The sequence below is a fragment of the Polaromonas sp. genome (assembly GCF_029945685.1).
Lineage (GTDB): Bacteria > Pseudomonadota > Gammaproteobacteria > Burkholderiales > Burkholderiaceae_C > Polaromonas.
The window spans coordinates 366756-379346 of sequence record NZ_JAQSDA010000028.1 but is presented as its reverse complement, the minus strand read 5'-3'; the positions used below and the strand labels follow the sequence as shown (position 1 = coordinate 379346).

Sequence of the window (12591 nt, the reverse complement as noted above, 5' to 3'; positions counted from 1 at the left end):
CCCCGGAATACCTGTCCGCGGGAAGTCCGCTGTCTGCAGAGACGCTCAGGCGCCGGCGTGGGGCGCGCCGGCTTCGAACACCGTGCGCCACACCGCCAGGATGGCATCGCGTTCGGCCTGCAACGCTGATGGCGCGACCTGGGTCGGCTCCTCATTGAGCCGCGCCTGGTGCTGCACCCGGCGCAGCGTGCGGTAGGCGCGGGCCGCCGCCTGGCCCTGTCCGGCAGGAAGCAGACCGGCGGCTTCGGCGCGTTGCATCAGGGCGATGTTGCCGACATTGTCGGCCAGCTCGGGGTGGCTGCGCGACTGGGACAACACCAGGAATTGCACGACAAACTCGGCGTCCACCATGCCGCCGTGGCTGTGCTTGACATCGAATTTTTCTCCGGTTTTTTCACCTTTGATCGGATGGGCGGCGCGCACTTTCCCGCGCATGGCGACAATCTCGCTGCTGAGTGCCGGAATGTCGCGCGCGGCGCTGATCACGGCCAGCCTGACGGTGTCAAAACGCTGGCGCAAGGAGTCGCTGCCCTGGACAAATCGGGCGCGCGTGATGGCCTGGTGTTCCCAGGTCCAGGCGGTGTTGCTGCCGCGCTGCTGCTGATAATTGGCATAGGCCTCGAAACGCGTGACCAGCAGCCCTGAGTTGCCGTTCGGCCGCAAGGCGGTGTCAATCTCGAACAGGTCGCCCTCGCCGGTCTTGATGGTCAGCCAGTTGATCAGCTTGCGCACAAACGCGGCATACACCTCGGAGGCCCGCTCGTCTTCGTCGTCGTAGACGAACACGATGTCCAGGTCGCTGCCGTAGCCCAGTTCCTTGCCGCCCAGCTTGCCGTAGGCAATGATGGCGAACTGCGGTGTCTCTCGGTGGCGGTTTTTCAGTCGCTGCCAGCACCAGTCGGTCGTTACCTTGAGCACGGCTTCGGCCAGGGCGCTGAGGTCGTCGGCGACCTGCTCGACCGTGAGTTGACCTTCGACGTCGCGCGCCAGGGTGCGAAACAGCTCGGCATGGTGCGCACGGCGCAACAGGTTCAGGCAGCTCTCCTCGTCGTCCTCACCGGTGCGGCGCAGGGCGGCCAGCCGCTGCTGCAGTTCCTGCATGAAAGCGGCGGCGTCAAAGCGTTCATGCAGCATGGCGTCGCTGGCCAGTTCGTCGATCACACCCGGGTGCTGCAGCAGGTAACGCGCCGGCCATTTGGCCGCGCCCAGCAGGCGCAGCAGGCGCTCATGCACGGCGGGACGCTCCACCAGCAGCGCCAGATAACTCTCCCGGCGCAGCAAGGGTTCGATCCAGTCGACGAGGCGCACCGCTGCTTCCTGGTCAACCTTGTCTTCGAGCAGCCACTGGGCGGTGCGCTGCACCAGCCGCATCAGGCGTGTCTTGGCGTCGTCGCGCAGACCCAGTACGCGCGGGTGCTCGCGCCACAGCTCCAGCCGGGCGCGGAAGTTGGCGGGCCAGTTTTCCGGGAGTTTTTCCAGCAGCTCGTCGAGGTTTTGCGGGGCGGCCGGGTTCGACTTGCCGCAGCCCTTGCAGTCGCTTTTCTGGCCCAGCAGCGTGTCGAACTCCTGGGCGACCAGCTCCCGGTGGGTGTCCAGATCGCTCAGAAACGGGCAGCAACTGCTGTAGCCCAGGGTCTGGGCAATCCAGGCCAGGTCGTCATCGCGCGTTGGCAGCACATGGGTCTGCTGGTCGTCGAGGTACTGGATGCGGTGCTCGACCCGGCGCAGGAAATCATAGGCCCGCATCAGCGCCTCGGCCGTGGCCTGCGCCATCAGCCCGGCGCTGGCCACGCGCTGCAACGCGTCGACGGTCGGGCGGGTGCGCAGCTCGGGGAACTGCCCGCCGCGTACGACCTGCAGCAGTTGCACGGTAAATTCAATCTCGCGGATGCCGCCGCGCGACATCTTCACGTCATTGGCGCGCTCGGGGTGGCCTGCGGCCCGTTTGGCGGCGTGCTCGCGGATCTGCCGGTGCAGGATGCGCAGCGCGTCGAACACGTTGTAGTCGAGGTAGCGCCGGAACACAAACGGCAGAACGGAACCGCGCATGGCCTGGGCCGAGCCATTCCGGATACATTCCAGCGGCGCCACCACCCGGCTCTTGAGCCAGGCAAAACGCTCCCATTCGCGCCCCTGGACCTGGAAGTATTCCTCGAGCGCGCCGAGTGAGACGGCGGCTGGGCCCGAACTGCCGTTGGGCCGCAGGGCCAGGTCCACGCGAAACACAAAACCGTGCTCGGTGGATTCGCCGATCAGGTTGTAGATGGCCTTGACCTGCTGCGCAAAATATTCATGATTGGAAATGACGCCCCGGCCATCGGCCCGCCCAGCGGTCTCGCCGTCGTGGTCATAGACGTAAATCAGGTCGATGTCGCTGGATACGTTGAGCTCCCTGGCCCCGAGCTTGCCCATGCCGATCACCCACAGCTGGGCGCGTTGCCCGGCCGGCATGCCCGCGGTGTCGCCCGCCTGGGGGGCACCATGCAGCGCGTCGAGCGGCTTGCGTGATTCGCAGATGGCGATGTCCAGCGCCAGTTCGGCCAGCTCGGTCATGGCGCGCGTCACCACGGCCAGCGGACAGCCCGTAGCGCTCAAGGGAAGGGCGGGGTTCCCATCAGCCGGGGCCGCGGAACCGGCTTCGCCGGGTCGCAGGCGCAGCGCCCCCCCGGGGGGCAGCGCAGTGCGCGAAGCGACAAGCGAGGGGGCTGGATGATCACAATCAAGAACCACCAGACGTTCCATGACCAGCTGGCGCAACACCCTCAGGGCCGCGCCGGTGTCGAGTCCGCGCGCCTGCAGGGCGTCGAAGGTGATCTGCATGCCCGCCCGCTCGGGTGCGCCGGGAGGCAACAAGGCCAGCTCGTCGGCGTACCGCCGGCGTATGCGCTGCACAAAGCGCGAGTAGTCCGATGCCGCCAGGGGCGGGGCCGAAAGGTCGTTCGACGCCATGGACATTACAGGACTTCCCTGGGTTGCATTGAACGGACGGAAGCACTGAAGGTCATAATTCTCATGTCCATGGATCAAACGACACCCTCCCAGCCCGAGCTTGCCTCTCGACGTCTCAAAATTGCCGCGCTGGTTGCCCGCCTGGCCTTGGGCCTGGTGCTGGCTTTCTGGGTGCTTTTCGGCGCGGCCTGGGCCGTGCTTCACGGCTGGATTGTGCCGCGAATCGGTGAATTCCGCCCGCGCCTGGAAAGCGCAGCCAGCCAGGCCCTGGGCGTACCGGTGCGCATCGGCCAGATCACGGCCCGGCCGGGCGGGTTGATTCCGTCCTTCGAGCTGCGCGACGTGGCGTTGCTGGACGTCCAGGGGCGCGAAGCCCTGCGCCTTCCGCGCGTGCTGGCGGCCGTCTCGCCCTCCTCGTTGTGGAGTCTGGGTTTTGAGCAGCTTTACATCGACCAGCCCGAACTGGACATCCGGCGCACGACCGACGGCAAGATCTATGTGGCCGGCCTGGATGTGTCGCGCGACCCGAACGACAACAGCAGCGCCATCGCCGACTGGGTTTTTTCGCAAACCGAATTTGTCATCCGCGGCGGCACGGTGCGCTGGACCGACGACTTGCGGCAGGCCCCGTTGCTGGCCTTGACCCAGGTGGACTGGACATTGCGCAACCCCGGCCGGCGCCACCTGATGCGCCTGGACGCGACGCCGCCGCCCGAATGGGGCGAGCGTTTCAGCCTGCGCGGTGTGTTTCGCGAGCCGCTGTGGTCGGGTGGGGCCGGGCAGTGGCGCCGCTGGGCCGGGCAGATCTACGCCGAGTTCGGACGGGTCGATGTGTCCGAGGTCAAGCGTTACGCCAACCTGGCCAGCCTGGGCATTGACCTGCGGGCGGGCAGCGGCGCCCTGCGGGCCTGGGCGGATGTCAGCGACGGGCAGATCACCGGCGGCACGGCCGACGTGGCCCTGCAGGAGGTGGATGCGCAGTTGGGCAAGGCCCTGCAGCCGCTGGCGCTGCAGGCGGTGACGGGCCGCTTTGGCGGCCGGCAGTTTGCCAACGGCTTCGAATTCGCCACCGAGGGGCTTCAGTTTCGCACCCGTGATGGCCTGCAGTGGCCAGGTGGCAATGTCTCGCTGGTCTACAACGGCGCCGAAGGCAGGACAGCGGCGCGCGGCGAGTTCCGGGCAGACAAACTGGACCTGGCCGCACTGGCGCTGATCGCTAGCCGGCTGCCGCTGGGTGATGCAGCGCATGCCATGCTCACCTCGCTGACGCCCAGCGGCCTGGTGGACGTCGTTGAAGCGCGCTGGCAGGGCGCGCTTGACGCGCCTCTTTCGTACGCCGCCAAGGGGCGGGTGACGCAGCTCGAAATGGCAGCCCGGGCCGCGGCCCAGGGGTCCGGTAACCGGCCCGGTGTTCGGGGTGCGGCGGTGGATTTTGACCTGACCCAGCAGGGCGGCCAGGCCAAGGTCAGGATCACCCGGGGCGAGCTGTCTTTGCCCGGCATTTTCGAAGACCCGCGCCTGCCATTTGACCAGCTCTCGACCGATGCCCAATGGAAGCTGACTGGCCCGAAAATCGAATTGCAGCTGCGCAACCTGGTGTTTGCCAACGCCGACGCCCAGGGCAGCGCGCAGGCCAGCTGGCACACCGCAGACGCACCGGTAGCGACTGCGACTGCGACTGCCGGCGCCGCCGCCCATGACGGTCGCTTTCCCGGTGTGCTGGAGTTGCAGGGAAGCCTCAGCCGTGGCGACGGCGGCCGGGTGCACCGGTACCTGCCCCTGATCCTGCCCGACACGGTGCGCCACTATGTGCGTGATGCGGTGACCCAGGGCGCGCTCAGCGACGTGAAGTTCAGGCTCAAGGGCAATTTGAACGACATGCCGTTTGCCGACCCGAAGCTCGGCGAGTTCCGGGTGTCCGCCAAAGTGGCCAAGGCCACCCTGGCTTATGTGCCCCGGTCGATACAGCCGCGCGACGCCAGCGCCTGGCCCGCCCTGAGCGAGCTCGATGGCGAACTGGTGTTCGACCGTGCCTCCATGCAGGTCAATGGCGCGACGGGGCGGATCGCCGGTTTTCCCGGACTGCAGGTGGTCAAGGCCGACGCGAGGATACCGGACCTCATGCACGCGGCCACGGTGCAGGTGGTGGGCGAGATCAAGGGCCCGCTGGCCGAGGCCGTGGCCGTCGTCAATACCTCGCCGCTGGGCGACATCACCGGCAAGGCGCTGGCCAAAACCGTGGCAACCGGGACAGCTGCTTACAAGCTTGAACTGAGCCTGCCACTGGCCGACCTCGACAAGTCCCGCGTCAAAGGCAGTGTCAGCCTGGCCGGCAACGATGTGCAGTTCACGCCAGACACGCCGCCACTGACGCGTGCGAAGGCGCTGGTGAGTTTTACCGAAAGCGGCTTTGCCATCAGTGGCGGGCAGGCGCGCCTGCTGGGTGGCGATGTCCGCCTGGAGGGCGGCACACGTACGGCGCAGGCCACGGCGCGGCCCGTGGAATTTCCGGAGGCGACCGTGCTGATCCGGGCCCAGGGCACACTCAGTGCCGAGGGGCTGCGACAGGCCCGGGGGCTCGAGCTGGTGTCCCGCCTGGGCAACCGCGCCAACGGCAGTGCTGCCTACACGGCCAGCCTCGGGTTCCGGCGCGGGGCCACCGAGATCAGTGTGTCCAGCAACCTGCAGGGCATGGCCTTGAGCCTGCCGGCACCCCTCAACAAGAGTGCCGAGATCGCGCTGCCCCTGCGTTTTGACAACACGGTGGTGCGCGGCCCGGCCGGTGCAGGGCAGGCCCTGCAGGACCAGTTGTCACTGACGGTGGGGCGGCTGGCGTCGGTGCAATACGTGCGCGACATCAGCGGGCCACAGCCGCGTGTGCTGCGCGGCAGCATCGCCGTCGGACTGGAGCCCGGCGAAAGCGCGCCGGTGCCTGAGGCCGGGGTGGCCGCCAACATCAATCTCGCGAGTGTGGACATCGATGCCTGGGAACAGGTGCTGGCCGCCAGCCCGGTGCCGGTTGTCGCTGCACCGGCCGAGCGGCTGACCCCCGCCAGCGCTGTGCTGGGCTACCTGCCGACCACCATGGCGATACGTGCCAGGGAGCTGGTGTTCGATGGGCGAAAACTCAACAACGTCGTGCTCGGCGGATCGCGTGACGGCCTGACCTGGCGCGCCAACGTCGACGCGGCCGAGCTCAACGGCTACGTCGAGTTTCGCCAGCCCGGGGGGGCGGGCGCCGGCCGGCTGTATGCCCGCCTGTCGCGCCTGAGCCTGGGCCAGAGCACGGCCAGCGAGGTCGAGGCCATCCTCAACGAGCAGCCGGCCAACGTCCCGGCGCTCGACATCGTGGTGGAGGACCTGGAGCTGCGCGGCAAGAAGCTGGGCCGGGTTGAAATTGAAGCCATCAACCGCGGCGCCGGGACGGTGGCCCGTGAGGGGGGTACGCGGGAGTGGCGGCTCAACAAGCTCAATGTCATCGTGCCGGAGGCCACACTGACGGCCACCGGCAACTGGGTGGCCGTCAACGCGCAGCAGGCGGTGGCCGCCGGCGGCTCGCGCGGAGCGGTCGAGCGGCGCCGTACCGTGATGAACTTCAGGCTCGACATCGCCGATTCGGGCGAACTGCTCAAGCGCTTTGGCATGAGCGATGTGATCCGCCGCGGCAAGGGCAAGCTCGAAGGCCAGATCGCCTGGGTGGGTTCGCCGCTGAGCCTGGACTACCCGAGCCTGAGCGGGCAGTTCAATGTGAATGTGGCGTCGGGCCAGTTTCTCAAGGCCGAACCGGGCATTGCCAAGCTGCTCGGGGTGCTCAGCCTTCAGGCCCTGCCGCGGCGCCTGACGCTGGATTTTCGCGACGTGTTTTCGGACGGTTTTTCCTTTGACTTCGTGCGCGGCGACGTCTCCATCAACCAGGGCCTGGCGTTTACCAACAACCTGCAGATGAAGGGCGTCAATGCCGCGGTGCTGATGGAAGGCAAGGCCGACATAGCCAGGGAAACCCAGGACCTGACGGTGGTGGTGGTGCCGGAGATCAACGCCGGCACCGCCTCCCTGATTGCCACCGTCATCAACCCGGCGATCGGCCTGGGTTCCTTCCTGGCCCAGTATTTCCTGCGGCGTCCGTTGACCGAGGCGGCGACCCAGGAGTTCCATATTGACGGCACCTGGACCAACCCGAAAATCACCAAGGTGGATCGCAAGGCCGCAGCCGCCGCAGCCGCAGCAGCCGCCGCCGAGGCCAAGCCCGGCGAGGACACCGCCACAAGGAAGTAAACATGCATGTCGCCGCCCTTCAAATGGTTTCGGGGACCAGCGTCCCTGCCAACCTGGCCACGGCCAGGCAGTTGCTCGAGCGTGCGGCCGCGCAGGGCGCCGAACTGGCCGTGCTGCCCGAGTATTTTTGCGTGATGGGTCTGAAGGACACCGACAAGCTTGCTGTGCAGGAAACTGCCGGCGAGGGCCCGATCCAGGATTTTCTGGCCCGCTCCGCGCGCGAGCTGGGGCTCTGGATTGTGGGCGGCACCGTGCCGCTTGGCGCCAGCGACCGCCAGCATGTGCGCAACAGCTCCCTGGTGTTTGCGCCGACGGGCCAGTGCGTTGCGCGTTACGACAAAATTCACCTGTTCCGGTTTGACAACGGGCAGGAGAAGTACGACGAGTCACGTGTCATTGAAAGCGGGACCGTGCCGGTGACCTTCGAGCTCCCATCGGTCGATGGCTACGCTTACCGGGTCGGCCTGAGTGTCTGTTACGACCTGCGTTTTCCGGAGCTGTACCGGGCCATGAAAGCGGACCTGTTGCTCGTGCCCAGTGCCTTCACGCGGACCACCGGCCAGGCCCATTGGGAAGTCCTGCTGCGGGCGCGCGCGATTGAAAACCTGGCCTATGTGGTGGCTGCAGCCCAGGGGGGCGAACACGACAACGGGCGCCGCACCTGGGGCCAGAGCCTGATCGTCGATCCCTGGGGTAGCGTGCTGGGCGAGCAGGCCCAGGGCCCCGCTGTGGTCATGGCCGAGCTGAGCGCAGACAGGTTGCGGGCTGTGCGCCTGCAGTTGCCCGCCCTCGATCACGGGGTCCTGTGAGCAAGTCCGCGGAAGCGGCCAGTCGCGCCGAACCGTCTTCGGGCCGGCGGCGCTGGAGCCGGCGCTGGGGCTTGTGGACCCTGCTGGTGGCCTTGCTGCTTGGCCTGTTGTCCACCCTGGTCTGGCTCGCCGGGCGCTACGAGTCCAGCCAGGTGCAAAGCCGGCTCGAGCAGGACGCGGTGCAGACGACCACCGACATTCGCGCAGCACTGACGCGCAACGTCCAGGGCATCCAGGCTTTGCAGGCGAGCAGCCCGGATCCGGCCACCTGGCGTGTGCCGGCGGCCACCTTGCTGCACGAGCACCGGGAGATCTTGCGGCTGGAGTGGCGTGATGTGGCACTGGCGCCGGTCTCTTACGCTGAAACACCTTACCGGCCCCCGGTGTTTGAGCGGCTCGGGCGCGCCAGCGCGCAGACCGACGTCACTTTTGCCTGCGCCGCGGCGCGCCGTTTCAGCGGGCCGGCCTATTCGAGCAGCTACTTCCTGCCGCAGGCTGACGGGCTGGGGCTGGAGGTGCTGGACATGTGTCTGCCGGTACTCGCCGGCGGGCAGCTGGCGGGTTATTTGCTGGCGACCTATTCGCTGCAGGAGATGTTGTCCGAACTGGTGGGCAGGCAACTGGCACGCGGTCATGGCCTGGCGTTCACCGAGGCCGACGGCACGCGCCTGGCCATGTACGGCAACCCGGCCCGCGGCAACCGCGTCTACGTCGCCCAGCAGCTGCTCGATCTGCCGGGCAACACCATGGTGCTGCGGCTGGAGCGTCAGCTCGGCACGCCGGCCCTGTTTCCCAACCTGCTGACCGCGCTGGTGGCGGCCATGTCGCTGGCGCTGGTCGCCGTGCTGGCGCTGCTCGGGCGAGACATGCGCCGGCGCCTGAAGGTCGAGCATGACCTGGCCGACGCGCTGGCTTTTCGCAAGGCCATGGAGGATTCGCTGGTCACCGGCATGCGGGCCAGAGACCTGCAGGGCCGCGTGACCTACGTGAACCCGGCTTTCTGCCAGATGGTGGGGTTGGAGGCCGGCGAGTTGCTCAGGCACGGCGCACCGCCGCCTTACTGGCCCCCCGAGCAGGTCGAGGAGTACGAGCAGCGGCAGGCGCGGCGACTGGCCGTGGGTGCGACCCTGCCGCGTGAAGGTTTCGAGTCCATCTTCATGCGCCGGGATGGCTCGCGGTTCCCGGTGCTGATCATCGAGGCGCCGCTGATCAACGCCGTGGGCAAGCAGACCGGCTGGATGAGCGCCATCCTCGACGTCAGCGAACAGCGGCGCATCGAAGAGTTGTCGCGGGCCAGCCAGGACCGGCTGCAGGCCACGGCCCGGTTGGCCACGGTCGGCGAGATGGCGTCGCTGATGAGCCATGAATTGAACCAGCCGCTGGCCGCCATTTCCAGCTATGCGACCGGATCGCTGAACCTGCTGCAAAGCGCGGTGGCCGGCGCACCGCAGCCGCCCGACAACCAGGACCTTCAACTGGCGATGCGCCGCATCGCCGAGCAGGCCGAGCGTGCCGGCAAGGTCATCAAGAGTGTGCATGACTTTGTACGCCGCCGGGACCAGGTGCGCGAGCCCGTGGCGCCGCGTGCCTTGCTGGATGCGGTGATGCCGTTGGTCAGCCTGCAGGCCCGCAAGCTGGGGGTCCGGGTGCAGATCGAGGTCGACGAAAGCTGCGAGCCGGTGCTGTGCGACCGGACCATGGTCGAGCAGGTGCTGCTCAACCTCGCGCGCAACGGCATGCAGGCCATGCAGTCGCCGGACAAAAGCCGGCGCGCCGACAAGCTGCTGATTCTGCGCGTGCGGCCGGCGGCCTCCAATGCGCACAGTCGCTGGGTGGAGTTTGCCGTGATCGACCACGGAGAGGGTATTTCGGAGGAGGTGGCGCGCCGGCTGTTCACGCCTTTCTTCACGACCAAGCTTGAAGGCATGGGCCTCGGCCTGAGCCTGTGCCGCACGGTGATCGAGCAGCACGGCGGGTTTCTGGGGTTTGAGGCGGGCCAGCCTCAGGGTACGATTTTCACCTTTACATTGCCGGCAGCGGTCACCGCCGTCGCGCTCGCCGAAGTGTCCGCCTGAAAACCCGCCTGCGGGAAGGAATTGCCATGGAACCGATCCAGAATGCCACGGTGTACATCGTTGATGACGATGCCAGCGTGCGCGAGGCGCTGGCCTGGCTGCTGCGTTCGCGGCGCCTGACCAGCGAGACCTTTGCCAGCGCCGAGGCATTCGACGAGCGGATCTCTGGAGCGTTTGCCATCACTTCGCCCTCATGCGCCCTGCTCGACGTGCGCATGGGCGGCATGAGCGGGCTGGCGATGTTCGAAAAACTTATCGGTTATGGATTGCTGCCGACCCTGCCGGTGATTTTCCTGACCGGTCACGCCGACGTGCCGACCGCAGTCGACGCCGTCAAGCGTGGCGCGTTCGACTTCTGCGAAAAGCCCTTTTCCGACAATGTGCTGGTGGACCGTATCGAGCAGGCGCTGATGCAGTCGGCGGCGGCACTGGCGCAACTCAATGAACACACCAGCCTGCGCGCGCGGCTTGACGGGCTGACCGAGCGGGAGCGCGATGTGATGGCGCTGGTGGTTGAGGGCCTGCCGAACAAGCTGGTGGCCGACCAGCTCGACATCAGCGTGCGCACGGTGGAAGTGCACCGGGCCCGGGTTTTTGACAAAATGCGGGTAAAGTCGGCGGTGGAGCTGGCGAATCTGCTCCGTAATTTATAGCGGATCGCCGGGTTTTTCCGGTGGCGCATCACGCTCGGCATCGCTTTTGAGTTCACCCTTGCTGCGCCCGGAGAACATCGTCCACCAGACAATGAAGACCAGAATGAGCAAGGCCCCCAGGGCTTCGAGTAAAAGTAAGGCCATGACTGTTTTTTCCCGGATAACACCAACACTTGTCATTATGGCTGCCGTGCTCGGCCTGGTGGCCTGTGCGACGGCGCCCGTGCCTGCGCCACCGCCCTCGGCGCCAGCGGCGGCCAGTGTGCCTGCACGCCCCGGGGCAGGCGCAGAGGGTGCCGTCATGGTGCGTGGCAAGAGCCGCTGGGTGCCGGTGGCCTGGAGCGAACTGCCCGGCTTTGAAAATGACGCCCTGTTTGAGGCCTGGAACGCCTGGCTCAAGAGCTGTGAGCGACCCGGCCCGGTGTTTGCGCCGCTGTGTGGCGAGGTGCGTCGCCTGAGCATTGCGACGGGGCAGGAGCAGCGCGCCTGGATGGTGGGCCGGCTGCAGCCCTACCGGGTCGAAACCCTGCAAGGGTCGGCCGAGGGACTGCTGACCAGTTATTACGAGCCCGTGCTCAGGGCCAGCCGGCAACCCGGTGCCGCTTACCCGGTGCCGCTGTACCAGCCGCCGGCCGGGCTGGGCAGCCGCAAGCCCTGGTACACCCGGCAGGAAATCGAGACCCTGCCCGAGGCGCAGGCCGCGTTGAGAGGACGGGAGATCGCCTGGCTCGCCGATCCGATTGATGCCATGTCGCTGCACATCCAGGGCTCGGGCCGGCTGGCCATCACCGACGCCGCCGGCGCGCAGCGCACTGTGCGCGTGGCGTTTGCCGGTTCCAACGACCAGCCCTTTCGCAGCATCACCCAGTGGCTGATGGAGCAGGGCCAGGGCAGGATGAACGCGCCCTGGACCGAGTCCACCAAGGCTTGGGCGGCGCAGAATCCGCAGCGCGTTTCGCAACTGCTGTGGAGCAATCCACGGTATATCTTTTTCCGCGAAGAGCTCCTGAGTGACATGGACGCGGCTTACGGCCCGCGCGGCGCGCAGGGCGTGCCGTTGACGCCGGGGCGCTCGATCGCGGTGGACCGGGAAAGCATCCCCTACGGTACCCCGGTCTGGCTCGCCTCGCGCGGTGCGGCGGCAGACCTGCAAAAACTCGTGGTCGCGCAGGACACGGGCAGCGCCATTGTGGGTGCCGTGCGGGCCGACTATTTCGCCGGCACTGGTCCACAAGCCGGTGAACTCGCCAGTCGCGTGAACCAGCCTTTGCGCCTGTGGGTGTTGTGGCCCAAATGAGCCAGCCGGGCCACTTTTTCCCCCGCTGCGGCCTGCTGCTCGCTGCGCTTGCCTTGCTCTCGGCCTGTGCTTCTACCGGGCCAGCGGCGAGCCGCTACCGCTGCGAACATGGCATTGATTTCAGCGTGAGGTTTGTGAATGACAGCGCGCTGATCGAGAGTTCGCGAACCGCCGGCGTGCCCTCCGACGTGCTTTTCCGCGACGCAGGCGGGCAAGGCGCCCTGCAGACCGTGTACAGCAACACGCGCATGCGCGCCGAGTTTGGCCTGGGTTCGGGCGGGCGTGAGGCGGTGCTGCGTTACCCGTTGCTGCCGCTGGTGGCGCGCTGTGTGCGGGACGGAAAAGAAGGTTCCTGACGCAGCGGCATCCGCCGACGGCGTGCGAAGGCGCCCAAGTCTTCGGGACGCGCGGCCATTGCGACATCGGCGCCTGGCATGCTATCAAATCAGGAGCTGTTTGCGCTCGTTTGATAGGGGTCAGAGCCATAAAAAGCACTTAAATCAGGGTCCAGCAAGCTCTGGAGTGGCCAGCAG

General features: G+C 67.1%; 8 protein-coding genes. 6 read left to right on the top strand and 2 right to left on the bottom strand.

Translation table 11 applies throughout. The features are described from left to right. Nucleotides 1-45 precede the first annotated feature (45 nt). Nucleotides 46-2955, bottom strand: coding sequence for a bifunctional [glutamate--ammonia ligase]-adenylyl-L-tyrosine phosphorylase/[glutamate--ammonia-ligase] adenylyltransferase (gene glnE / locus PSV26_RS22395; RefSeq protein ID WP_300574244.1), 2910 nt, complete (start codon nt 2953-2955; stop codon nt 46-48). Between the two features lie 57 nt (nt 2956-3012). Here glnE and PSV26_RS22390 point away from each other — a divergent pair, with 57 nt between their 5' ends. Genes PSV26_RS22390 through PSV26_RS22375 form a run of 4 tightly spaced genes read left to right on the top strand, consistent with a single transcriptional unit; the run spans nt 3013 to nt 10761 of the window. Further along, complete coding sequence (locus PSV26_RS22390) at nt 3013-7224, top strand: YhdP family protein (RefSeq protein ID WP_300574243.1); 4212 nt, start codon at nt 3013-3015, stop codon at nt 7222-7224. 2 nt (nt 7225-7226) lie between these two features. After that, the gene (locus PSV26_RS22385) at nt 7227-8033 is read left to right on the top strand and encodes a carbon-nitrogen hydrolase family protein (protein ID WP_300574242.1); all 807 of its coding nucleotides are present in this window, start codon (nt 7227-7229) and stop codon (nt 8031-8033) included. Continuing rightward, nucleotides 8030-10108 (top strand): ATP-binding protein, encoded by a 2079-nt coding sequence (locus PSV26_RS22380; protein WP_300512019.1) that lies wholly within the window; start codon nt 8030-8032, stop codon nt 10106-10108. The genes PSV26_RS22385 and PSV26_RS22380 overlap by 4 nt, the downstream gene beginning before the upstream one ends. Nucleotides 10109-10134: 26 nt before the next feature. Then, entirely contained in the window at nt 10135-10761 is a 627-nt protein-coding gene (locus tag PSV26_RS22375) for a response regulator (RefSeq protein ID WP_300512020.1), read from the top strand. On the opposite strand, the gene PSV26_RS22370 is transcribed toward PSV26_RS22375, so the two are convergent. Then, entirely contained in the window at nt 10756-10905 is a 150-nt protein-coding gene (locus PSV26_RS22370; RefSeq protein ID WP_300512021.1) for a hypothetical protein, read from the bottom strand. The two genes, PSV26_RS22375 and PSV26_RS22370, sit on opposite strands and share 6 nt — an antisense overlap. Between PSV26_RS22370 and PSV26_RS22365 the strand changes: the two genes are divergently transcribed. Both PSV26_RS22365 and PSV26_RS22360 read left to right on the top strand, forming a co-directional pair. Next, nucleotides 10853-12058: an MltA domain-containing protein gene (locus PSV26_RS22365; RefSeq protein ID WP_300574241.1), complete on the top strand. Its 1206-nt coding sequence runs from the start codon at nt 10853-10855 to the stop codon at nt 12056-12058. The genes PSV26_RS22370 and PSV26_RS22365 overlap by 53 nt on opposite strands. Further along, nucleotides 12055-12414 (top strand): hypothetical protein, encoded by a 360-nt coding sequence (locus PSV26_RS22360; protein WP_300574240.1) that lies wholly within the window; start codon nt 12055-12057, stop codon nt 12412-12414. The genes PSV26_RS22365 and PSV26_RS22360 overlap by 4 nt, the downstream gene beginning before the upstream one ends. Nucleotides 12415-12591: the final 177 nt, after the last annotated feature.